The following is a 22,777-nucleotide window of genomic DNA, read 5'->3' on the forward strand; positions in this document are numbered from 1 at the left end:
GCCGCGCAAATGAAGGAAAATGAAGAAAAATTTAGGAAGCCGGCGCGGGGCGCAGGATCAATCCACGCAGCTGATCACCACACGCGCCCCAGTCGGTTCGGCCGCGGTGATGCCCAGGCTGAAGCCGTGCAAGCGCACGATGGCGGCCACCAGCGACAGCCCCAGGCCATAGCCGGGCTGCTGGCGACTGGCATCGCCGCGATAGAGGCGGCGCAGCACGCTCTCCCGCTCGGCCTCGGGAATGCCGGGGCCATCGTCGCTCACCTCGATGCGCACGCCGGCGCCAACGCACCTTGCCACCAACCGGACCCGGCCACCCCGCGGGGCGAACTTGACGGCGTTGTCCAGCAGGTTGACCAGCGCCTCGAACAGCAAAGACGCGTCGCCTTGTACGGCCGGCAGGTCGGTGTCCAGATCCAGCTCGAGGGTCTGGCCCTTCTCCTGGGCCATGGGTTCGTAGAATTCATGGGCCTGACGCAGCAGCGCGACGAGATCCAGCGGCGCGAAGGCCATACGTCGACGGGTGTCCTCCAGCTCGGAGAGGCGCAGCAGCCCCTGGAAGCGCGACATGATGGCCTCGGTCTCGGCCAGGGCCTCGTCGAGGTGCTCGGCCTGGGGCGCCGCCAGCGGCCGCTGCGCGAGCTGGTGCAGGCGCGCGCGCAAGCGGGTCAGGGGGGTGCGCAGGTCGTGGGCGATGCCATCGCAGACGCCCTTCACCTCGTGCATCGAGCGCTCCAGCTGGTCCAGGGTGGTGTTGACCGCATCGGCGAGCATGTCCACCTCGTCATGGCGCGGCGACAGCGGCAACCGCTCTTCCAGATGACCGGCGACGATGAGTTCCAGGCTGTCCTGCAACCGCTCCACCCGGCGCAGCGGCCGCCGCCGCAGCAGATGCCAGCCGATCAGCCCCGGGATCAGGGTCAGCGACAGCCCCCAGAACAGTGCCTGGCCGATGATGCCGCCCACCGCCGAGATGGAGCCGCCGTCCCGCGCCAGCACCAGCAGGCGTCCGTCCGGCCGGCGCTGCAGGATGGCATGGCTGCTGCGGGTCTCTTCCAGGGCGTCGGCGGTCTTGAGGCCGCGGCGCAGGTAATGCACCTGGCCATCCTCGGGCAGGCTGCGCAAGAGCTTGACCAGGTTGCCGGCCAAGTAGCGGCCATCGGCCTCGAACAGGCCGTAGGCGTCGATACCGGGAATGGAATAGCTCTCGCTGGCCTGCAGTTCGGCCGACAGGTCGGCATCGGCGACCTTGCGATAATAGTGGGCGCGCTGCAGCAGGGTGCGCTCCGCCACCGCGCCCAGGTAGCCGGAGATCTGCCAGTAGAGCACCCCGGTCAAGACCGCGCCCCAGGCGACGAAGAACAGCGCATAGAGGGCCAGCAGGCGGCTGCTGCCCGAGCGCCAGTGCCGGGTCCTAGGCCGGGACGACGAGGACATAGCCGGCCCCACGCACGGTATGCACCAGCGGCCGCCCGACCCTTTCGATCTTGCGTCTCAGCCGCCCCATGTGCACGTCGATGATGTTGGTCCCCGGATCGAAGTGATAGCCCCAGACCTGCTCGAACAGCATGGTGCGGGTCACCAGCTGACCGGCGTTGCGCATCAGGTAGGTGAGGATCTTGAACTCGGTGGGCAGCAGGGCGATGGCCTCCCCGGCACGGGTCAGGGTGTTCTCGATCAGGTCCAGGGTCAGCTCGCCGACCCGCAGCTGGTGGCTGGCGGCCTGGGCCAACGGGCGGCGCAGCAGGGCCTCCAGGCGCGCCACCATCTCCACCAGGGAGAACGGCTTGGTCAGGTAGTCGTCCCCGCCGCATCTGAGGCCCCTCACCCGCTCGTCCACGTCGGACAGGGCGCTGAGCATGAGCACCGGGGTAGCGATGCCGAGGCCGCGCAGGGTGCTGACGATGGTCAGGCCATCGAAATCCGGCAGCATCCGGTCGAGGGTGATGATGTCGTGGCCGCCGGCGATGGCGGCGGCCAGGCCTTCGCGCCCGGTACGCTCCCAGCGGACCTGGTAGTGCTGCGCCTGCAATTCACTGGCGATGGCATGGGCGGTCACCTCGTCGTCTTCGATGACCAAAGCCTGGGTCATGGTTGCCTCCCTCTGGCCACCCCGGTCTGGCGGACCGCACACCCTAGGGAAATCGACGGGGCCGGTAAACTAAATTATTTTTCATCCGCCCTCACGCATCGGCTGCGCGTGCGAGGTCTATCATCGGTCTTTTCCACCAAGAGTAGCTGCCATGTTCCAACGTCTGCCCTCCCTCGCCCTGGGCGCCCTGCTGCTGGCCTCCAGTACCCCGCTGCTGGCCGCGCAACCCACCACCCTCACCATCCTGAGTTCGGGCGGTATCATGGGTGCCATCCGCGAAGTCGCGCCGGGCTACGAGAAAGCCACCGGCGTCAAGCTGGAGATCGCCGCCGCGCCTTCGATGGGCGATACGCCCCAGGCCATTCCCAATCGCCTGGCGCGCAAGGAGCCGGCCGACGTGGTGCTGATGGTGGGCTCGGCGCTGGACAAGCTGGTCGCCGATGGCCAGGCGCTGAAGGACAGTCGCGTCGACCTAGGGCAATCCTTCATCGCCATGGCGGTACGCCAGGGCGCGCCCAAGCCGGATATTTCCACCATGGACGCCTTCAAGAAGACCCTGGAGAATGCCCAGTCGGTCGCCTACTCCGACAGCGCCAGCGGCGTCTACCTGTCGCGCGTGCTCTTTCCGCGCATGCAATTGGGTGATGCCTTCACCGCCAAGGCCCGCATGATCCCGGCCGAGCCGGTCGGCGGCGTGGTCGCCCGCGGCGATGCCCAGCTGGGCTTCCAGCAACTGAGCGAACTCAAGCCGGTGCAGGGCATCGACATCGTCGGCCTGATCCCCGACCAGGCGCAGAAGATGACCCTCTACTCCGGTGCCGTGGTCACCCACAGCCAGCATCCCGATGCGGCCCGCGCGCTGCTCAAGTACCTGGCCTCCAAGGACGCGGCCAAGGCCATCGAGGACAGCGGCCTCAAGCCCATCCCCGCGCAGTGAGTCGAACGGGGGTCGCCACCGCGGCGACGCCCCGCCTCGCCTGGCGCTACCACAGCGCCAGGTCGTAGGTCAGATACAGCCGGTTGCTGTCCCGCCCGCGGGCGAAGTCCGCTCGATAGACATAGTTGCGCAGCTTGGCCCCGAAGCCCTTGAGCGGGCCCTTGGGCACCACGTAGGCCAGCTCCACGTCCCGCTCCCACTCGTGCACTCCTTCATTGCCGGAGCGGCCGTTGTCGCCACTGATGTAGCGCGTCATGAAGGTCAGGCCGGGCAGCCCCACCGCCTTGAAGTCGTAGGCGTAGCTGACCAGCCAGCTCTGCTCGTCTTCCTCGATGAATTTGCCGATGCCGACGTTGCTGAAGGAATAGACGGTGGCGCCGCTGATGTAGGGCAAGCCGGCCTCGCCGTTCAGCCGTTGCAGCCCCGCACCGAGCGTGTGGCCGCTATGGGCGTAGGTCAGCTGGCCGCTGAGCATGTCGTTGTCGATCGTTCCGGAATGAGCCGCTCCCGTGTCGCGACTCTTGAAATAGCGGAGGTCGCTGGTCAGCACGCCACCCGCCAGCGGCAGGTCGTGCTGGATGCCGGCGAAGTCCTGGCGATAGAAGTCGTTCAATTCGCCATGGAAGTAGCTGAGGCGCAGGGTCTGGCTGGCCTGGTAGTCCGCCCCGGCGTAGCTGAAGTCGCCTGACCGACCGCCGTTGTAACCGTCGGCGAACAGGCCCCTGCTGTCGGTGGAATCGCGCAACTTGAAGCTGTGCAGCCGCCCCAGGGTCAGGCTCAGGCCCTCGATGTCCGTGCTGGTGAACTGGGTGCCCTGGTAGGTCTGGGGCAGCAGGCGGGCGTCGTTGTAGACCAGCACCGGCATCTTCGGCAGCAAGGTGCCGTGCCGGACCACCGTCTTGCCCAGGCGTACCTTGGCCGTGGCGCCGAGGGAACTGGCCTCTTCCGCTGCCCGGCCATCGCCATGCACCGGGAGCAGGCCGGTGCCGCTGCGGCCGGGCCCGGAATCCAGGCGCAGCCCGAGCAACCCGAGGGCGTCCAGGCCGAAACCGACGGTGCCCTGGGTGAAGCCCGAGCGGTAATCCAGCAGGAAGCCCTGGGCCCATTCGGTGCGCTCGCTCTTGGCCGTGGCGGCGGCACGCGCGCTGAGGCCCTGCTCGTCGCGGAAGTTCTCGTTGAAGTAGACGTTGCGCAGTTGCAGCTTGAGCCTGCTGTCTTCGAGGAAGCCGGCGGCATCGGCGCCGGGCAGGCAGGCGCACAGGGCGGCGCAACCCGCGCCTCTGGTGAAGAGTCGGGACATGTAGGCGTCTCTTGTTGTTGTAGGAAGGCAGGACCGGCGGACGGGCACGCCCCGGCGTACCCGTCCGTTGCGTCAGACGAAGAAGGAGATGGCGCCGGTCAGCAGGGCGATGGCGGTGATGACCAGGGAGGTTAGGACGGCCCATTTGACGGTGGCCTTCTGGAAGTCACCGATGTCGCGGTCGACCATGCCCACCAGCAGCAGCGTGGACGCCACCAGCGGACTCATCAGGTGCACCGGCTGGCCGAGCACCGAGGCACGGGCGATCTCCACCGGGTCGATGCCATAGGCCGCCGCGGCGTTGGCCAGGATCGGCACCACGCCGAAGTAGTAGGCATCGTTGGACAGCACGAAGGTCAGCGGCATGCTGGTGATGGCCACCACCAGCGGGAACCAGTGCCCCCAGGACGGCGGGATCCAGTCGACCAGGGTCTGCGCCAGGGCATCGACCATCTTGGTGCCGGAGAAGATGCCGGCGAAGATGCCGGCGGCGAACACCAGCAGCACCACCGTCATGGCGTTGCCGGAATGCGCCAGGATGCGCTCCTTCTGCAGCTCCAGCTGCGGGTAGTTGATCATCAGCGCCAGCACGAAGCCGATCATGAACAGGATGGCGGCGTGCATCACACCCATGACCAGGGCGGTCATCACGGCGATGACCAGCACCAGGTTGACGTAGGCCAGGCGCGGCCGCTTGGTCGGCGAATTGCCGAGGATCTCCTCGATGTAGCACTTGCCACCGCCGGCCCCGCCACTTTCCAGGCTGACGTTGCCGATGCGGGCGCGCTCGCGGCGGCCGAGCAGGAAGGCGGTGAACACCACCCAGGCGCCTCCGCCGATCACCGTGGGCAGCATGGGGATGAAGTAGGCGGTGGCGTCCAGGCCAAGGGCGGCGATGGCCCGGGTGGCCGGGCCGCCCCAGGGGCTCATGCCGCTCATGATGCTCAGCGAGAGCATGGAGACGGTCGCCAGCACCATGGGATTCATGCCGATGCGCTTGTACAGCGGCAGCATGGCGGCGCAGGTGATCATGTAGGTGGTGGTGCCGTCGCCGTCCAGAGCGACCAGCAGCGAGAGCAGCGCCGTGCCGATGGCGATCTTCACCGGATCGCCGTTGACCCGCTTGAGGATCTTGCGGATCAGCGGATCGAACAGGCCGGCGTCGATCATCAGCCCGAAGAACAGGATGGCGAACAGCAGCAGGGCTGCCGAGGGCGCCACCATCTTCAGGCCGTCGAGCATCATCTTGCCGGTGGTCGGCGCGAAGCCCCCGATGAGGGCGAAGACGATGGGTACCACGGTGAGCGCCACGATGGGCGACAGGCGTTTGCTCATGATCAGGTAGGTGAAGGTCACCACCATGATCAAACCGAGGAGTGCGAGCATGGGCATATCCCTTGTTCTTGTTGTGTGCCTGGCCAACCACGGACCAGCCGATCCCCTCCTCCGGCCAGCTGACGGCGCGGAGGTGGGTGGTAAGGGGTGATCAGGGTGAAGCGATCAGGCGTGGGGACGCACGTCCGGCGTGGTCCAGTGGGCGGCATCCGGGACCGGCAAGGGTTCGGCCTTGCCGCTGGCCAGGGTGCGCAGCAGCTGCTCCCGGTCGCAGGCACCTTCGGACAGCGAGATCACCACGGTGGCCACGGCGTTGCTGGCCAGGCTGGTCAGGGCGCGGGCTTCGGACATGAAGCGATCGATGCCGATGAGTAGCGCAAGGCCCGCCAGGGGGATGTCGTGGATCACGGTGAGGGTCGAGGCCAGGGCGACGAAGCCGCTGCCGGTGACGCCCGCCGCACCCTTGGAGGACAGCAGCATGATCGCCAGCATGGTCAGGGTCTGGCCCACGGAGAGGTCGATGTTGCAGGCCTGGGCGATGAAGATGGCCGCCAGCGACAGGTAGATGGCGGTGCCGTCCAGGTTGAAGGAGTAGCCGGTGGGCAGCACCAGTCCGACCACGCCCTTCTTGCAACCCAGGGCCTCGAGCTTCTGCAGCATGCGTGGCAGCACGGGCTCGGTGGACGAGGTGCCCAGCACCACCAGGAATTCCTCGCGGAAGTAGCGCAACAGCTGCCACAGGCTGAAGCCCCGCGCGCGGCACAGGGCGCCCAGCACCACGAAGACGAAGAAGGCGCAGGCGATGTACAGCGTCATGATCAGCTTGGCCAGCGAGCCCAGCGAGGTGATGCCGTACTGGCCCACGGTGAAGGCCAGGGCGCCGAAGGCACCGACCGGGGCGAAGCGCATCAGGTAGCCGAAGATGCGGAAGACCATCTGCGACGCCGACTCCAGCACGTTCAGTACCGGCTGGCCACGCTCGCCCATGGCGGACAGGGCGAAGCCGCAGAGCACGGCGATGAACAGTACCGGCAGCACCTCGCCCTTGTTGAACGCCCCCATGAAGGTGTCCGGGATGATGTGCAGGAAGAAGTCGACCACGCTGAGCTTGGCCGCCGAGGCAGTGTACTGGGCGATGCCGGCGGTGCTCAGGGTCGCAGGATCGATGTTCATGCCCGCGCCGGGCTGGAACAGGCAGACCGCGCCGAGGCCGATGAACAGGCTGAGCACGGTGAGCACCAGGAACAGCAGCAGCGTCTTGCCCATCAGCCGACCCAGGCTGCTCTTGTCGGTCATGCCGGCGATGCCGGTGACGATGGTGCAGAACACCACCGGGGCGATCATCATCTTGATCAGCTTGATGAAGGCGTCACCCAGCGGCTTGAGCGCCACCGCCTGTTGTGCCCAGAAATGACCGACCAACACCCCGAGCACCACGGCGCAGAGGATCTGGAAGTACAGCGATTTGGCAAGTTTCATGAGGCATCACCGTTTATTGAAGTTGTGCGGATGCGCTGGTGGGTGGGGGGTATTGCGTTAGCCGGCAAGCCTGCGCGCGGTGGGCGCATAGACATGACCGGAGAATAGCCGGCGTGCGGTCCGGACGACCGAGGCCTGGATGGTAGTGCCCTCGGCGCCGCCGCGCGACAGCACGACGTCGATCCCGCCGCTGGGATGCTCCAGCCGGACATCGGTCAGGCCGCCCGCCGCCTCGCCCAGCAGGGCCATCACCACGGTGCCCGGGGTGACGCAGGCGGTGGCCAGGCCGATGGAGCCGGTGATGGCCAGGGCGCGGTGGCAACTGTGCGGCATGAAGTAGCGCACCTGCAGGGTGCCGCCCTGCTGCGGCGGGGAGACCAGCACCGGCTTGGGAATCACCTTGCCGCTGACGTCGCCCAGGCCCATGGCCCGACCGGCCTGCAGGCGCAGCCGTTCCAGCCGGGCCAGCAGGGCCGCGTTGGCGTCGAGGTCGGCCGGCCGCTCGCTGCCGGTCATGCCCAGGTGGCGGGCGTCGACGATCATCATCGGCATGGCCATGTCGATGCAGGTCACCGGCACGCCGTCGAAGACATCGGTGGCCTGGCCGGTGGGAAACAGCTGGCCGGTCTTGCTGCCGACGGCGTCGAGAAAGGTCAGCTGCACCGGGGCGGCGGTGCCGGGCACACCGTCGATGGCGGTGTCGCCTTCGTATCGCACCTGGCCACCGGGGGTATGCACCAGGGAGTCGACGAAGCTGTTGGTGTTGAGGTTGCGAATGCGCACCAGGGTCTTGCCCTCGCGCGCCTCGACCAGCCCCTGCTCCACCGCGAAAGGACCGACGGCGCAGAGCATGTTGCCGCAGTTGGGCGCGGTGTCGACGCGACGCTCGGCGACCATCACCTGGACGAACAGGTAGTCCACGTCGGCAGCGGGATGGCTGGACGGGCTGATGATGGCGACCTTGCTGGTCTGGGGGCTGCCGCCGCCGATACCGTCGATTTCCAGCTCGTGGCCGGCACCCATCAGGTCGATCAGCATCTCGTCGCGCTGGACGGGATCACTGGGCAGGTCGCTGGCATGGAAGAAGGGGCCCTTGGAGGTGCCGCCCCGCATGAGAACGCACGGAATACGTTGCATGACTGCTGACTCTTGTTGATCAATAGCGGTTATTGATGTTCTAGGAACAAGATTGGCAGCCTTGAATAAATCTATCCAATGCAAATATCGTCACCATTATTCCATCTGGATAATCAATTCCCGACCCATCCCCGCCGAGGCGTTTCATGGATTACGAGCTGCAAGACATCCGATCTTTCGTGAAAATCGCCGAACTAGGCAGCTTCCACGAGGCTGCCGATGCGCTGCACCTGTCCCAGCCCGCCCTCAGTCGCCGCATCAAGAAACTGGAAGACGGCCTCGGCACGCCGCTGCTCGAACGCACCACTCGTCGGGTCGGTCTCACCAGCGTGGGGCGGGATTTCCTGCCCAAGGCGCGCCGGCTGTTGGACGATTTCGAGGACTCCATCCTCAGCATCCGCGAACTGGCCGAGCGCCAGACCGGCCAGGTCACTCTGGCCTGCATTCCTACGGCCGCCTTCTACTTCCTGCCCTCGGTGATCCGCCAGTACAACGAGCACTACCCCAAGATCCGCATCCGCCTGCTCGACCTCAGCGCCAACGACGGCCTGGAAGCGGTGCTGCGCGGCGAGGCCGACTTCGGCATCAACATGCTCAGCGGCCAGCACCCGGACATCGAGTTCGTGCCCCTGGTGCAGGAGCAGTTCGTGCTGGCCTGCCGTCGTGACCACGCTCTGGCCGAGCGCGGCTCGGTCAGTTGGGCCGAGCTGGTCGAGCATCGGCTGATCGGCGTCGGTCGCCTGAGCGGTAACCGGGTGCTGCTCGACCATGCCCTCTCCGCCCGCGGCATCCGCCCCAAGTGGTTCTACGAGGTGCAGCACCTGTCCACCTCCCTGGGCATGGTGGAAGCCGGCCTGGGGGTCTCGGCGATGCCCAGCCTGGCCATGCCGGATGCCGATCACCCCACCCTGGTCAGTGTGCCGCTCACCGAGCCGGAGGTGACCCGCACCCTGGGCCTGGTGTCCCGGCGGGGGGCCTCGCTATCGCCCGCCGCGGAAAAATTCGTCGCTATGTTGCTGGGCCAGTGGCAGACCGAACAGCCCTAGGCTGGGCTCCTGCCGCCACCGTACCCTGATCCCGGGCGGCCAAGCGCCAGTATCCAGTGAACGCCACGCCCGATCGGACGGTCTGTTGGCTGCAACAACTGGTTACGGTCCGATCGCCATGTCCCTTGCGAGCCTCTCGCCCTTACCCGGCAGCCGCCGCGCCTTCCGCTCGGGGTGCCTGGCGCCGCTGCTCCTGCTGCTGAGCGGTTGCTCGCCGCTACAGCATGGCTTTCTCGCCCCGGCGGGCCTCGCTGCCGCGGGCGAACGCGACCTGCTGCTGTGGATCGTCGGCCTGGCGCTGATCGTGGTGCTGCCGGTGCTCCTGCTCACCCCACTGATCGTCTGGCGCTACCGCCACGGCAATGACCGCGCCGCCTACCGGCCGCGCTGGGAATTCTCCTGGCTGCTGGACCTCTTCGCCTGGGGTGTACCGGCGCTGGTGGTGGTTGCCCTGGCGGTGCTGGTCTGGACCCGCACCCACAGCCTCGACCCCTATCGCTCGCCGACACCCAGCGAGGCACCCCTGGAAGTCCAGGTGATCGGCCTGGACTGGAAGTGGCTGTTTCTCTACCCCGAGCTAGGCATTGCCAGCGTCAACGAGCTGGTGTTGCCCGCCGGGCGCCCGGTGCAGCTCAGGCTTACCAGTGACACCGTGATGCAGTCGCTGCTGCTGCCACGCCTGGGTGGCCAGATCTACGCCATGGCCGGCATGCAGACCCAGCGCTTCCTGCAGATTCCGGCGCCCGGCCAGTTCGAGGGCCGTAACGCCCAGTACAGCGGCGAGGGCTTCCAGGATCAGCATTTTCCGATCCGGGTACTGGATGCGAAAGACTTCGACACCTGGACCCAGGCCGTCAGCCAGACCCGCGAGGCCCTGGACTGCGCCCATTACCAGGTGCTGGCCCGCCCCGGCACCCTGGAGCAGGCCGCCGAGCTGCGCCTGACCCAACCCGCCCTCTTCGCCTGGGTGCTGGCGCGCTATCGCCAGGACCCGGTGCCCGCCTGCGACACCTTCCTGGGAGCCGCCCATGACTGACTCCTCGGCCCTCTGGCACCTGCTGTTCGGCCGCCTGGGCTATGACGCCCTGCCCTTCTACAGCCTGGTCGCCACCTGCGGGGCCAGCGTGGTTATCCTCGGCGCGCTGGCCGCCGCTGGTGCCATCACCTGGCTCGGCAAGTGGCGCTACCTCTGGCAGGAATGGTTCACCAGCCTGGACCACAAGCGTATCGGCATCATGTATGTGGTGCTGGCCCTGGTGATGTTCAGCCGCGGCGTGGTGGAAGGGGTGATGATGCGCACCCAGCAGGCCCTGGCCATCGATGCGCCGGGCTACCTGCCACCGGAGCACTTCGGCCAGTTGTTCAGCACCCACGGCACCATCATGGTGTTCTTCGTCGCCATGCCCTTCCTCACCGGGCTGATCAACTTCGCCATGCCACTGCAGATCGGCGCCCGCGACGTGCGCTTTCCGCTGCTCAATGCCATCAGCCTCTGGCTGACCGTGGCGGGCGCCGCGCTGGTGATGGTCTCCCTGGTGCTGGGCCGCTTCTCCACCGGTGGCTGGAGCGGCTATCCGCCCTATACCGGCGTTGAATACCAGCCCGGCGTCGGCCCGGACTACTGGATCTGGGCGCTGACCCTGAGCTCTATCGGCAGCACCCTCACCGGCCTCAACTTCGCCGTCACCCTCTACAAGGAACGCGCACCGGGCATGCGCCTGTTCCAGATGTCGCTGTTCAGCTGGACGGCGCTGTGCACCAGCATCCTGATGATCTTCGCCATGCCGCCGCTGACCGTCGCCACCCTGCTGCTGGCCCTGGACCGCTACCTGGACTTCCACTTCTTCACCAACACCCAGGGCGGCAACCTGATGAACTACATCAATCTGTTCTGGCTGTTCGGCCACCCGGAGGTGTACATCCTCATCCTGCCGGCCTTCGGGGTGTTCTCCGAGGTCTTCTCGACCTTTTCCACCAAGCGACTCTACGGCTATCACTCGCTGGTCTGGGCCACCCTCGTGATCGCCGTGCTGTCCTTCACCGTCTGGCTGCACCACTTCTTTACCATGGGTCAGTCGCCGAAGATCAACGCCGTGTTCGGCATCGCCACCATGCTCATCGGCATCCCCACCGGGGTGAAGATCTACGACTGGATGGCGACCATGTTCCGTGGCCGCATCCGCCTGACGACGCCGCTGATCTACGCGGTGATGTTCATCATGCTGTTCGTCATCGGCGGCCTCACCGGCATCACCCTGGCCACCCCGCCGGTGGACTACCAGGTGCACAACACCGTCTACCTGGTCGCCCATTTCCACAACATGCTGATCCCGGGAATGCTGTTCGGCATGCTGGCCGGCTACCACTTCTGGTTTCCCAAAGCCTTCGGCTTCCGCCTCGACGAGCGCTGGGGGCGCATCGCCGCGCTGAATTTCGGCCTGGGCTTCATCCTCGCCTTCATGCCGCTGTACGTGCTGGGCGCTTCCAGCCTGCCACGGCGCAGCCAGGCCATCCACAATCCCGACTTCGCCCCGCTGCTGTGGGTGGCCGAGCTGGGCGCGGTGGTCCTGCTCGCCGCCCTGGCCAGCCTGGTGATCCAGCTGGTGGTGAGCATCCGCCGCCGCGACAGTGCTAGGGTACCGGTGGGCGATCCCTGGAATGGCCGTACCCTGGAGTGGGCCGTGGCCGCGCCGCCGCCGGAGTACAACTTCGCCGTGCCGCTGCCGATCAACGACCGCGATCCCTTCACCTGGCTCAAGGAACAGGGCCTGGCCTACGACCGGCCGCGCACCTATGCCGACATCGTCCTGCCGAAGAACAGCGCCGTGCCGGCCCTCGTCGGCGCGGCGGGCTTCGCCTGCGCCTTCGGCCTGGTCTGGCATATCGGCTGGCTGGCCGTGCTCGGCCTGGGGGTGGCCTGGGGCGCGGTTATCGCCCGCAGCTTTCAGCGCGATACCGAGCGGCTGATCTCGGCGGCGGACATCCGCCGCGAACACGAGGCCTGGCTGGAGCGGGTCGCCGCGACGCGGGCGGTCAATCGCGACGAGGAGACCCGCCCGGGCAATCGGGGCCTGGCGGAGATGGGGCCATGAGTCCGCGCGATCTGAACCACGCCGGCCTCAACGTCGGTGCCACCGATCACGCCACCCACGCCGAGGCCGAGTACTCGCTGTTCGGCTTCTGGATCTTCCTGATGAGCGACGCCCTGGTGTTCGCGCTGCTGTTCGCGATCTACGCGACGCTGCAGCACGCCACCGCCGGGGGCCCGCTCGCCCGGGATGTTTTCGAGCTCGGCAGTGTCAGCGTCCAGACCCTGGTGCTGCTGGCGAGCAGCTTCACCTATGGCCTGGCCTCGCTGGCGATGAAGTACCACCAGGGCCGCCTGCGGCCCCTGGTGACCTGGCTGCTGGTGACCCTGGCGCTGGGCCTGGTCTTTCTCGGCCTGGAGCTGCACGACTTCATCGGCATGGCGGACAAGGGCGCCCTGCCCCAGCGCAGCGCCTTCCTCTCGGCCTTCTTCGCCCTGGTGGGCATGCACGGGGTGCATGTCGCCAGCGGTTGCCTGTGGCTGGTGGTGATGCTGGTGCAGCTACGGGTATTCGGCCTGGACACGCCGGTGAAGACCCGGCTGATGCGCCTGGGCCTGTTCTGGCATTTTCTCGATATCGTCTGGGTGGCCATCCTGTCGGTGGTCTACCTACAGGGGCTGCTGCCATGAAGCGCGATGACTATCGTCGGGACCTGGCGAGCTATGTGATCGGCCTGGCACTGGCCGTGACGCTGAGCCTGATCCCCATCGCCCTGGTCCAGTTTCCGACCTGGCCACGCGGAACGACGCTCGGCGTCATCTTCGGCCTGGGCCTGCTGCAGATCCTGGTGCACCTCCGTTGCTTCCTGCACGTCAGCCTGGGCCGCTCGCACCGCCACGACCTCTATCTACTGCTGTTCACCAGCCTGATTTTGGTGCTGATGGTGGTAGGTAGCCTGGTGGTGCTGGGGGATCTGCATCACCGCATGCATTAATCGGCTTGCCGCCAGACTGCACGGCATGCCGATCTATTGCACCTTAGAACCTGCTCACGATCTCGCGAGCTAGAGACAAACAAGGCGAAAATGCCTGAGGAAGCGGAGTTTACGAGTGGTAAATGAGCATTCCGAAGGCATTTTCAACGCCGTTTGGCCGACGCGCAGCAGATCGTGAACAGGTTCTTACTGGGTGCGCGTCACCCGCCAGACGGTATTGGCCAGGTCGTCGGCGATGAGGACGCCACCGCGCTGATCCACCGCCACCCCGACCGGTCGGCCGCGGGTCTTGCCGTCGTCGCCGTAGAACCCGGTAGCGAAGTCGATGGGCTCGCCGGCCGGACGGCCCTGCTGGAAGGGCACGAAGACCACCCGGTAGCCCACCGGCTTGTCACGGTTCCAGCTGCCGTGCTCGCCGACGAAGACGCCATCGCCGAACTGCCCGCCCACCGCGGCGGTGGAGAAGCTCAGGCCCAGGGCGGCGACGTGGGAACCCAGGCTGTAGTCCGGCTTGATGGCCGCCGCCACCTTGGCCGGATCCTGCGGCTGGGCGCGGGTGTCGACGTTCTGCCCCCAGTAGCTGTAGGGCCAGCCATAGAAGCCACCCTCGCGGATGGAGGTCAAGTAGTCCGGCACCAGGTCGGGGCCGATCTCGTCGCGCTCGTTGGCCACCGCCCAGAGCTGGCCGCTGTCGGGCTGCATGGCCAGGGCGGTGGGATTGCGCACCCCGGTGGCGTAGTTCTTGTGGGCGCCGCTCTGGGCATCGATCTGCCAGATCACCGCCCGGTCCACCTCGACGTCCATGCCCCGCTCGCCGACGTTGCTGTTGGAGCCGATACCGACATAGAGGTAGCGGCCATCGGCGCTCACCGCGAGGGATTTGGTCCAGTGGTGGTTGATCGCCGCGGGCAGGTCCACCAGCGTGGTGGGCGCGCCACTGGCCTGGGTCTGGCCGTCCTGGTAGGGGAAGCTGACCAGGGCGTCCTGGTTGGCCACGTAGATGCGGCCATTGGCGAAGGCCAGGCCGTAGGGCGCGTTGAGATTCTCGGCGAACACCGTCTTGAGTTCGTAGGTGCCGTCGCCATCGGCGTCGCGCAGCAGGGTCAGGCGGTTGCCGCCCTTCACCTGGGTGTTGCCCTGGGCCTTGATGTAGCCGGCGATCACATCCTTGGGCTTGAGCTTGGGCGCGTTGCCGCCGCGGCCCTCGGCCACCAGGATGTCGCCATTGGGCAGTACCAGCAGCTGCCGCGGAATGCGCAGGTCGGTAGCGATGGCGCTGATCTTGTAGCCTTGGGGCACGGTAGGCACGCGATCCCCCCAAGGGGCCGGCTCGGCGATCTTCATGCTCGGCAGCAGGCCACGCTGAGGTTCCGGCAGCTTGGGATCCGGGCCCCGTGCCTGGGTGTCGGCGCCGCCCTCGTTGCCGCAGGCGGCCAACAGCACGGCCAGGCCCAGGACGCTCAAGGCTCTTGGAGTGCTCATCGAACCACCTCCGAACGCAGGTTGGAGAGACCAATCCAGGCAGCCACTAGGCTCAGCACCGAGACGACCACCGACAGGATCAGCCCGGCGGGCATCACCGCCCAGGCGTCCTTGGCGTGTTCGAAGGCATTCACCAACCCCAGCGCCCAGGCCAGCAGCAGCAACAGGAAATAGGCCGCCGGGCGCCGGCCGCGGAAACGGGCGCCGAAGAGATTGCCCAGGGCGAACAGCAGGGCCAGCCCGGACAGCAACAGCGCCCCGGCGATCAGCCAGGCCGCGAAGTTGGCCCACTGGATCTGCTGGGTCTGGTAATAGGCGATATCGCTGAGCAGGCCGCCGATGAACAGGGGGACGGAACCCGCCAACAGCAGCGCGTGCAACGCGCCAGGCCGGACGGGATAGGGACGGTGGGCAGCTACGGTCACTGACGACTCCTTTTCAAGACGAAGCGCCGCGCGTGTTCGACGGCCGCGGCGACGGGGACGGTGCACTGAAAAGGATTGTGCCGGCGCGCGGTTAGTTCAGCCGTTTCGCCCGCCTGACACCTCTTGCAAAAGTCTCACGGCGGCTGGCCCGCGCTAGCACGCGGTTCCTGGCCGGAAGGCAGCTTCCCCGCTGCCTTCCACGACCGGCGGCGGTCGAGCGCCCGTTTCCGCTCGACCTAGCGCCCGTGATAAAAAGTCAGTTTTATTTCAGGACGGACCGCCCATGGCCAGCAACCGCCCCGTCGACCGCGCCTCTCGGCAGGCCGCGATCGTGCTCGCGCTGTGCCTGCCCAGCGACGTCCTGCTCTATCTCATCCTGCCGATGAATGCCGAGGCCTTCGGTATCAGCCTGACCGAGGCCGGGGTGCTGCTCGCGGCCAATCGCCTGGTGCGGATCTTCGGCTATCGCTACGTGGTGCACGCCTATGCCCGTTTCGGCGATCGCCACAGCCTGATGCTCGCCGCCGGGGTGGCGGCCTTGTGCGCCCTGGGCAACGCCACCCTCTCCGGCTTCTGGCTGCTGATCCTGCTGCGGCTGGCCTGGGGGCTGTGTTTCGCGGTCTTCAACCTCTCGACCCAGGTGCTGGCCACCGCCGAGGCCGGCGGCGCCGCCCGCCGCTCGGGCACCTCGCGCGCGCTGATCGCCATCGGTCCCATGCTCGCCCTGCCCCTCGGCGCCTGGGTCACCCTGCATTTCGGACCGCGACTGATCTTCCTGCTGCTCGCCGGCCTCTGCCTGGTGGGCCTGGCGGTCGCCAGCCGCCTGCCGGCGCAGCCGCATCAACTGCCTGGCACGGGTCGGCGCTTCCAGTGGCCCGACCGGATCGCCGTCTGGTCCTTCATCGAAGGCGTCGCCCTGGATGGCCTGTTCATCTTCGGCCTGTCGATGTTCGCCCAGGCCGCCCTCGGCGGCAACGCGGTGCTGATCGCCGGACTGCTGATGGCCCTGCGCTACGCCTCGGAGATGAGCCTGAGTCCATTGGGCGGCTGGGCCGCCGACCGCTACGGCGCCGCGACCATGCTGGTGACCTTCTCCGCCCTCACCGCCCTGGCCCTGAGCGCGTTCGGCTGGCACTGGCTGGTGCTGGGCGCCGGCGGCGTGCTGATCCTGCGGGCGCTGCAGCTGCCCCTGGTGGTGACCCTGGTGGCGGCGCAGCATCCCGGCCAGGCGCGGGTGCAGGCCCTGGCCGCCAACGCCATCTGGCGCGACGTGGGTGCGGGTCTGGGCCCGCTACTGGCCGGCGTGTTGCTGCCGGTGCTGTCCCCGGCCTGGGTCTATCCGCTGGCCGGCTTCGCCGTGCTCGCCAGCGCCCTGGCCTGCTGGCAGGTCGCGCGGTCGCCGGCCTGACGACCGGCTCGGCGCGCGCCCAGGCTAGCGCTTGATCGCCAGTACCGGCTCGCTGACACCCTTGACCCCGACCAGGGTCAGGCTGGTCAACAGGACGTTCTGGGGCCCCTGATAGGCATTGACCGGCTGGTACCACTCCGCCAGGGAATGGGCGCTGCCGCCCTCCCCGCCACCGCTGATGGTCATGGCCGGCACCCCGAGGGACATGGCGGTATTGGAGTCGGTACTGCCGCCGCTGAGGGTGGCCTTGGCCCCACCGGTGACCGCGGCGATGGCGCGCTGCGCCGTCCGTACCAGGGGCGAATCCTCCGGAGTGCCACCGGCCGGGCGATCCCCGATCAGCTTGACCTCGACGGAGATCTGGTCGGTCGCCCAACGCTGGTTTTCTTCCTTCACCGCGTCCTGCACCAGCGCCAGGATTTCCTTTTCCTCCGCCAACAGCGCAGCCTCTTCATTGGATCTCATGTCCAGGGTCAGGCGCGCCTCGGCGGCGATGGCATTGACCGAGGTGCCGCCCTGCACGGTGCCTACCGTGAAGGTAGTCTTGGGCTCCTTGGGCGGTCGCACCTCGGCGATCTTGGCGATGGCCCGACCCATGGCATGGATGGCGCTGGGCCGACCGAATTCGCCGAAGCTGTGGCCACCCGGGCCCTTGAAGGTGATCTCGTATCTGTGGCTGCCGGTCCCCCGGTTGACGATCCGCCGCACGTCGATGCCATCCACCGAGATGAAACCATCGATCCCCTGGCGATCCTTGAACAGCGCCTTCACCCCGCGCAGGTTGCCCAGTTCCTCCTCGCCCACGGTACCGACGAAGACCAGGTCGCCCACCGTCTCGAGACCGCTCTTGTTGAGGGCATCGATCACCGACAGCAGCGCTGCCAGGCCCCGGGCGTCATCGCCGATGCCCGGGCCGAAGGTCTTGCCCTCCTTTTCCTTGAGGGTCAGGTCGGTGCCCTCGGGAAACACCGTGTCCAGGTGCGCCGACACCACCAACTGCGGCCCCTGGCCGCTGCCCTTGCGGGTGGCGATCACATAGCCTTCCGGGGCGATGCTGGCGTCTTTCAGACCCAGCTCCTGGAAGCGCTTGAGGTAATACTCCGCCCGCACCTGCTCCTTGAACGGCGGCGCCGGGATCTGGGCGATGTGCTTCTGCTCCTCGAAGGTGCGGCCATCATCGGCGCGCAGCGCCTCCAGGGCCTTGGCCACCCGGGCATCGCCCTGGACGGCGGCCAGCGCGCCCTCGACGGTCGGCGCGGCAGCCAGCGGCAATGCCAGGGTGGCCGCCGTAGTAGCGAGCAGGATAGCGGACAAGCGATTGGCCAAAGACGAACGAGCAAAAGACATCTGACACTCCCATTGCCTAGGTGGTATTCCGGTAGCGCGCAATCGTCAGACGAATGCGCAACCTCTTGACGCTAGGCGGGAGTGGGTAAGGCGTCAAAAATCAGGCTGTAACGGGATGTGGCGCGGACGTCGGCGAGGCCAGCCAGGGGCGAAGGCCTGCCCTGGCACTACGGCGAGGTCCGGGTCGTCCGGCAGTCGCAGGGACGCCGGCCAGCGCCGCGCACCGGTCACAGCCTTTCCGGCGAGCGGGCGCCTGCCCCGTGGCCCCCGCCAATCCGAGGCGGTTGGCGATCACCGGTGCGTCCGCGAAGGCGGCAACCAAGGTGCATCCTCGCCCTCGACTGACAGCGGCAGGTCATCGCTGCCTGCAGCTCGATCGAAAACAAAGGTGTTAGGCTGGCAAGGAGGCAGCAAGACGGCGAACAGCGCTTGGCGGGAGATGCACCCATGAGGCTTTCCAGCCTGGACCATTTGGTGGTGGTGGCGCCGTCGCTCGCCGCCGGCGCGGCGTTCGTCGAGCGGAAACTCGGAGTGAAGCTGCAGGCAGGCGGTAAGCACCCGCGCATGGGCACCCATAATCTGTTGCTGCGCCTGGGCGCCAGCTATCTGGAGGTCATCGCCCCGGACCCGGACGCTCCCGCGCCGAGCAGGCCGCGCTGGTTCGGCCTGGACACCCTAAGCCCGGATACCCTTCCCCACCTGGCCCACTGGGTGGCGCGGACGTCGGGACTGGATGACGCGGACGTAGGCCTGACCGGGGTGTTCGGCGCCATCGAGTCGATGAGCCGAGGCACGCTCGCCTGGCGGATCTCGATACGGCCTGACGGCCACCTACCCCTGGAAGGCACGATCCCCAGCCTGATCGATTGGGGCGACGCCACCCATCCCGCGCAACGGCTGGACGATCTGGGCTGCACCTTGCAGCGCCTGGCGATCACCCATCCCGATCCCGCGCTGGTCAGGCGGCACCTGGCGACCATTGGCTTTTCCGGACCGCTAACGGTGCTGCCCGGCGAGAGATGCGGTTTATCGGCCGCCATCGAGACGGCGGCAGGTTGCAAGACCCTCTGACGGCAGGACTGCGCTCTCCTCACCAGCGATCCACCGCGGGCATGCGCCGCGAGCCGTTCGAGAAGCTAGTCGCGCGGCGCCTTGCGACGGGCGCGCATTGGAAAGATCCCGGCCATCATGGTGGGACGGCCTAGCGACGTCCCGCCATCGCCTCGAACACCCCGTCCTTGCGGATCAGCGCATGCATCAGGGCGGCGGCCACATGGATGACGATGAGGGCGAAGAAGCTCAGCGCCAGGGTCTTGTGGGCTGCCCAGAGAGCCGCATGCAAGCCGTCGCTGGGGGGCAGGATGGCCGGTAGCGGAACGCCGAGGACGACCACCGGGTAAGCGGCGGCGGAGAGCATGCCCCAGCCGATCAGCGGCAACATGATCATCAGTGCATAGAACACCCAGTGAGAGGCCTTGGCGGCCAGCTTCATGGGCTCGGGCATGCTGGCGGGCAGCGGCGGGGCCCCGTAGCGCAGGCGTACCGCCAGGCGAACCAGGCCGAGGACGAGGATGAACAGGCCCAGCGGCTTGTGGATGGAGACTAGGGTCAGATAGCGGGGGGTCACCGTGGAGACCATGCCCACGCCGATGAACAGCATCGACAGGATGGCCAGGGCCATCAGCCAGTGCAGGCCGCGCTGCAACGGCGTGAAGTGCGTAGGGGATCCATTCATCATCTGGCCTCCTGGGCAGCCGTGCGCGGATAGGCGTCGGCCTCGGCGGTACGGCGATTGAAGGACACCGAGTAGGCCGCGGAACGTGCCGCCGGGAAGGGATCGTCGGAAACCTGCAGGCCGGGCGGCAGTACGGTGGGGTCGAAGTTGAGGTCGCGGCAGGGCCCGTCGGGCTCGGCCTCGATGGCCTGGACCACCAAAGTGCCGGCCTCGACCTTGCGCCGGTCTTCCGGCCAGGCCTTGCTCGGGTCGGCCGTTGGATCGCCGGCATTGGCCAGCGTCAGTTGCAGCGTCCAGCGCTGGGGGGCCGCGGTCACGCGCTGGGTCACGTCGGCAGCCAGGAAATCGGCGCCCTTGGCCTTGAGTTCGTCTGCCGAGAGAGCCTGCACCGGGGCCGTGGGCAGGAACGACCAACGTACCGCCTGGCGCTGTCCCTGGGCGTTCTCCAGCACGAAGCTGTTGAGGCTGTTGTAGCGCTCCTGCACGTAGGAAGAGGTCCAGGGCGCCGTGGCGGCCCAACCGGCGAAGTTCTTGAACTCGGGATGCGCCGCGATGAAGGTCTTCATGGCGTCGGGATCGCCCTTGTTCGCCCCGGCCTGCAGCAGGGCATAGAAGGCCTGGGGCGTGGCGACCGGAAAAAAGGGCGCGTCGATCATCGCCGAGCGCCATTCATGGCCATCCGGCGTGGTGACGCTCAGGCTGAGACCGCGCACCCGGGCGCTGGGGTCGGCCGCCGTGGGGTTGGGCGTCGCCAGGTTGAAGCGTCCTACCACCGGGTAGCTCCCGGTCGCGAACAGCTGGGCCCGCGAGAGACCGGCGGCCGCGCCGGAGGATTCGAAGGTGCCCGTGAAGCAGATACCCTTGGCATGGTTGCGGCGGAACCCGGGTATCGCCCCGGTGGGCGGCGCCAGGGTATCCACCAGCTTGGTCGGCGTGAGGCGCGCCGGTGTCAGCCAGCCGGCGGTAAAGGCGAAGGCGCCGACGGCGATCGCCGCGACGCCACCGATGAGCAGCCAGGACCCGAGATGAGATGAAGCGGACCGTCCAGCCATCGTGCCTCCCCTGAGCGTAGCGCCGATAGGAAAGACCCTAGAGCAAGGAAGTGAATTGCGCTAAGCGATGGCGAGCCAAGGCGACGGACGGCAGCGAGGCCTCCACGCCGATGCCTCCGGCCCGATCCGGGCACGGGGGCTCGGCACTCCCTGGCTACCCGCCGGAACGCTCTCGGCTACGCCGTGCTGGCCGGCCACCGCAGCGTGACCGGGGAGCGGGAGGCAACCCCGCCCCTGCCCTCTTCACGCCAACTTGAATCGCCGCACCAACGTCTGCAGCTCGCCCGCCAGTTCCGACAGCTGCTCGCTGGCGCCCACGGTTTCGCGGTTGCCATCGCTGGTCTGCACCGAGAGGTCGCGGATGCTGATGAGGTTGCGGTCCACCTCGCGGGAGACGTGGGCCTGTTCTTCGGCGGCGGTGGCGATCTGCAGGTTGCGTTCGTCGATCAGCCGTACGGCCTGGAGGATGTCGTTCAGGGCGCGGCCGGCGTCCTGGGCGATTTCGTAGGTCGCCTGGGCCTGGCTGGTGCTGAGTTGCATCGAGTCCACGGCTTCGGCCGAGCCCTGCTGGATGGCCTGGATCATCTGCTCGATCTCGCGGGTCGAGGTCTGGGTGCGGTGCGCCAGGGCCCGCACCTCGTCGGCGACCACGGCGAAGCCACGGCCCTGCTCGCCCGCTCTGGCCGCTTCGATGGCAGCATTCAGCGCCAGCAGGTTGGTCTGCTCGGCGATGGAGCCGATCACGCTCAAGACCTGGCTGATGTCCTGGGCCTGCCCGGCCAGGCCTTCGACCTGGACCGAGGTCGACTGCACCTGGTGGCTCAGGCGCTGCATGGCGTCGAGCGCCTGGCCGACCTTGGCGTTGCCGCTTTCCGCCGCCGCACTGGATTCCCGTGCCGCCTGGGAGGTAGAGGAGGCGTTGCGGGCCACCTCTTCCACCGCGGCGCTCATCTGGGTGACGGCCGTGGCCGCCTGGTCGATTTCCGCGTTCTGGCTGGACAGCACCCGACTGGCGCCATCGGTCACCAGATTCATGGTCCGCGCCGTTTCGCTCAGGCGCCCCGACGAAGTGGAGATACCATGGAGAGTGTCCTTGAGATTGTCCTGCATCTGCGCCAGGGCGCGCATGAGACCAGCCGCCTCGTCGGCGCCGGTCGGATCGATCTTGCCGGTCAGCTCGCCCTGGGCGATGGCATTGGCCACGGCCAGGGAGTCACCGATCGGCTGGGCCAGGCTGCGCGTCAGCCGCCAGGCCAGCAGCAGCGTCAGGACCACCGCCAGGGCCATGATGGCCAGGACCACCCGTACGCTGTGGTCATAGATGCCGGTCGCGACTTCCCCGGCATGCCGGGCGCCTTCGCTGTTGAATTCGCGCAGCCGGGTCAGTTGCTCCTGGTAGCCTTCCGCGCGCAGGCGCTGATCGCCGTTGGCCAGCTTGAGCGCCTCGGCGCGGTCGGTGCCGGCGAGGGACACGACGCGGTCCAAGCCCTCCAGGTAGCCCTTCATCTGCAGCGCGGCCCGGTCGAAGTTGGACCGCTCCTCCGCCGTTGAGAGCAGGTTGTCGCGGTAGTAGGACGTCCGGGCGTTCATCACGTCGCGATTTTGCTGGATCTGCTGGATGGCGATGGCCATGGCGGCCGGGTCTTCGCTGGCCAGCAGCCGGATGCTTTCCAGGCGGGTGTGCAACAGTGCCACCTGGATATCGTCAGCGGTTTGCACGCTCGCCAGCCATTCGGCCTCCATCGCCTGTTCGGTGGCGCGCAGGGCGTTCAGCTGGATCAGGGCGAAGCCACCGAGCAGCATCACGAGCAGGGTTACCGCCCCGAAGCAGAGGGTGGCGCGGGGGGCGATGCGTAGCGAACGAAGGTTCAAGGCGGGCTCCTTGGATCGGCGGAAGCGATCCTCTAGAGCCCTAGAATCGACTGACTATTCTTTTTCTTTAGTGCGATCTCGATTGGCGCACCCGTGAAGGGCCGGCT

20 protein-coding genes and 1 pseudogene are annotated in these 22,777 nt (G+C 67.4%); 8 read left to right on the forward strand and 13 right to left on the reverse strand.

Features of this window, described 5'->3' with window-relative positions; genetic code table 11:
- Positions 1 to 57 precede the first annotated feature (57 nt).
- Both FSV73_RS02775 and FSV73_RS02780 read right to left on the reverse strand, forming a co-directional pair.
- Positions 58 to 1,437, reverse strand: a complete 1,380-nt coding sequence (locus tag FSV73_RS02775; RefSeq protein WP_145003486.1) for a sensor histidine kinase — start codon at positions 1,435 to 1,437, stop codon at positions 58 to 60.
- Complete coding sequence (locus FSV73_RS02780; RefSeq protein ID WP_145003489.1) at positions 1,415 to 2,092, reverse strand: response regulator transcription factor; 678 nt, start codon at positions 2,090 to 2,092, stop codon at positions 1,415 to 1,417. The genes FSV73_RS02775 and FSV73_RS02780 overlap by 23 nt, the downstream gene beginning before the upstream one ends.
- Before the next feature lie 151 nt (positions 2,093 to 2,243).
- On the opposite strand from FSV73_RS02780, the gene FSV73_RS02785 reads away from it, so the two are divergent.
- A complete protein-coding gene (locus tag FSV73_RS02785) occupies positions 2,244 to 3,029 on the forward strand; it encodes a substrate-binding domain-containing protein (RefSeq protein WP_145003492.1) in 786 nt (261 codons plus the stop codon).
- 46 nt (positions 3,030 to 3,075) lie between these two features.
- Here FSV73_RS02785 and FSV73_RS02790 read toward each other — a convergent pair whose 3' ends face one another.
- The 4 genes from FSV73_RS02790 to FSV73_RS02805 all read right to left on the reverse strand — a co-directional run bounded on the left by FSV73_RS02790 (position 3,076) and on the right by FSV73_RS02805 (position 8,280).
- Positions 3,076 to 4,329 carry an OprD family porin gene (locus FSV73_RS02790; protein ID WP_145003495.1) on the reverse strand — a complete coding sequence of 418 codons (1,254 nt, stop codon included), beginning with the start codon at positions 4,327 to 4,329 and terminating at the stop codon, positions 3,076 to 3,078.
- A 72-nt stretch (positions 4,330 to 4,401) separates the two neighbouring features.
- On the reverse strand, positions 4,402 to 5,715 hold the full coding sequence (locus FSV73_RS02795) for a CitMHS family transporter (RefSeq protein ID WP_145003498.1): 1,314 nt from the start codon (positions 5,713 to 5,715) through the stop codon (positions 4,402 to 4,404).
- A 114-nt stretch (positions 5,716 to 5,829) separates the two neighbouring features.
- On the reverse strand, positions 5,830 to 7,143 hold the full coding sequence (gene dctA / locus FSV73_RS02800; RefSeq protein ID WP_145003501.1) for a C4-dicarboxylate transporter DctA: 1,314 nt from the start codon (positions 7,141 to 7,143) through the stop codon (positions 5,830 to 5,832).
- Positions 7,144 to 7,200: 57 nt separating this feature from the next.
- Positions 7,201 to 8,280: a 4-oxalomesaconate tautomerase gene (locus FSV73_RS02805; protein ID WP_145003504.1), complete on the reverse strand. Its 1,080-nt coding sequence runs from the start codon at positions 8,278 to 8,280 to the stop codon at positions 7,201 to 7,203.
- Positions 8,281 to 8,426: 146 nt separating this feature from the next.
- On the opposite strand from FSV73_RS02805, the gene FSV73_RS02810 reads away from it, so the two are divergent.
- The 5 genes from FSV73_RS02810 to FSV73_RS02830 all read left to right on the forward strand — a co-directional run bounded on the left by FSV73_RS02810 (position 8,427) and on the right by FSV73_RS02830 (position 13,349).
- Positions 8,427 to 9,326 (forward strand): LysR family transcriptional regulator, encoded by a 900-nt coding sequence (locus FSV73_RS02810; protein ID WP_145003506.1) that lies wholly within the window; start codon positions 8,427 to 8,429, stop codon positions 9,324 to 9,326.
- Positions 9,327 to 9,444: 118 nt separating this feature from the next.
- Positions 9,445 to 10,362 carry a ubiquinol oxidase subunit II gene (locus FSV73_RS02815; RefSeq protein ID WP_145003508.1) on the forward strand — a complete coding sequence of 306 codons (918 nt, stop codon included), beginning with the start codon at positions 9,445 to 9,447 and terminating at the stop codon, positions 10,360 to 10,362.
- Positions 10,363 to 10,384: 22 nt separating this feature from the next.
- A complete protein-coding gene (locus tag FSV73_RS02820; protein ID WP_437179257.1) occupies positions 10,385 to 12,418 on the forward strand; it encodes a cbb3-type cytochrome c oxidase subunit I in 2,034 nt (677 codons plus the stop codon).
- Positions 12,415 to 13,044, forward strand: a complete 630-nt coding sequence (locus FSV73_RS02825; protein ID WP_145003514.1) for a cytochrome (ubi)quinol oxidase subunit III — start codon at positions 12,415 to 12,417, stop codon at positions 13,042 to 13,044. Before FSV73_RS02820 ends, FSV73_RS02825 begins: the two co-directional genes overlap by 4 nt.
- Positions 13,041 to 13,349 carry a cytochrome o ubiquinol oxidase subunit IV gene (locus FSV73_RS02830; RefSeq protein WP_145003517.1) on the forward strand — a complete coding sequence of 103 codons (309 nt, stop codon included), beginning with the start codon at positions 13,041 to 13,043 and terminating at the stop codon, positions 13,347 to 13,349. Before FSV73_RS02825 ends, FSV73_RS02830 begins: the two co-directional genes overlap by 4 nt.
- A gap of 186 nt (positions 13,350 to 13,535) precedes the next feature.
- On the opposite strand, the gene FSV73_RS02835 is transcribed toward FSV73_RS02830, so the two are convergent.
- Together FSV73_RS02835 and FSV73_RS02840 are read right to left on the reverse strand one after the other, a co-directional pair.
- Entirely contained in the window at positions 13,536 to 14,831 is a 1,296-nt protein-coding gene (locus tag FSV73_RS02835; protein ID WP_145003520.1) for a PQQ-dependent sugar dehydrogenase, read from the reverse strand.
- Complete coding sequence (locus FSV73_RS02840; protein WP_145003522.1) at positions 14,828 to 15,256, reverse strand: DUF2231 domain-containing protein; 429 nt, start codon at positions 15,254 to 15,256, stop codon at positions 14,828 to 14,830. Before FSV73_RS02840 ends, FSV73_RS02835 begins: the two co-directional genes overlap by 4 nt.
- A gap of 283 nt (positions 15,257 to 15,539) precedes the next feature.
- Between FSV73_RS02840 and FSV73_RS02845 the strand changes: the two genes are divergently transcribed.
- Complete coding sequence (locus FSV73_RS02845; protein WP_145003525.1) at positions 15,540 to 16,664, forward strand: MFS transporter; 1,125 nt, start codon at positions 15,540 to 15,542, stop codon at positions 16,662 to 16,664.
- 24 nt (positions 16,665 to 16,688) lie between these two features.
- Here FSV73_RS02845 and FSV73_RS02850 read toward each other — a convergent pair whose 3' ends face one another.
- Entirely contained in the window at positions 16,689 to 18,011 is a 1,323-nt protein-coding gene (locus tag FSV73_RS02850; protein WP_145003528.1) for a M20/M25/M40 family metallo-hydrolase, read from the reverse strand.
- A 447-nt stretch (positions 18,012 to 18,458) separates the two neighbouring features.
- On the opposite strand from FSV73_RS02850, the gene FSV73_RS02855 reads away from it, so the two are divergent.
- Positions 18,459 to 19,082: a VOC family protein gene (locus tag FSV73_RS02855; protein ID WP_145003531.1), complete on the forward strand. Its 624-nt coding sequence runs from the start codon at positions 18,459 to 18,461 to the stop codon at positions 19,080 to 19,082.
- 130 nt (positions 19,083 to 19,212) lie between these two features.
- Here FSV73_RS02855 and FSV73_RS02860 read toward each other — a convergent pair whose 3' ends face one another.
- The 4 genes and pseudogenes from FSV73_RS02860 to FSV73_RS26020 form a co-directional block, all read right to left on the reverse strand.
- Positions 19,213 to 19,749: a cytochrome b gene (locus FSV73_RS02860; protein WP_437179251.1), complete on the reverse strand. Its 537-nt coding sequence runs from the start codon at positions 19,747 to 19,749 to the stop codon at positions 19,213 to 19,215.
- Positions 19,746 to 20,798: a catalase family peroxidase gene (locus FSV73_RS02865; protein ID WP_145003534.1), complete on the reverse strand. Its 1,053-nt coding sequence runs from the start codon at positions 20,796 to 20,798 to the stop codon at positions 19,746 to 19,748. The genes FSV73_RS02860 and FSV73_RS02865 overlap by 4 nt, the downstream gene beginning before the upstream one ends.
- 243 nt (positions 20,799 to 21,041) lie before the next feature.
- A complete protein-coding gene (locus tag FSV73_RS26015) occupies positions 21,042 to 21,926 on the reverse strand; it encodes a methyl-accepting chemotaxis protein (protein ID WP_437179258.1) in 885 nt (294 codons plus the stop codon).
- Positions 21,900 to 22,670, reverse strand: a pseudogene (locus FSV73_RS26020) (MCP four helix bundle domain-containing protein); the annotation flags it as partial. The gene FSV73_RS26015 and the pseudogene FSV73_RS26020, both read right to left, overlap by 27 nt.
- Positions 22,671 to 22,777 lie beyond the last annotated feature (107 nt).

The organism is Pseudomonas oryzihabitans (genome assembly GCF_007665395.1).
Lineage (GTDB): Bacteria > Pseudomonadota > Gammaproteobacteria > Pseudomonadales > Pseudomonadaceae > Chryseomonas > Chryseomonas psychrotolerans_C.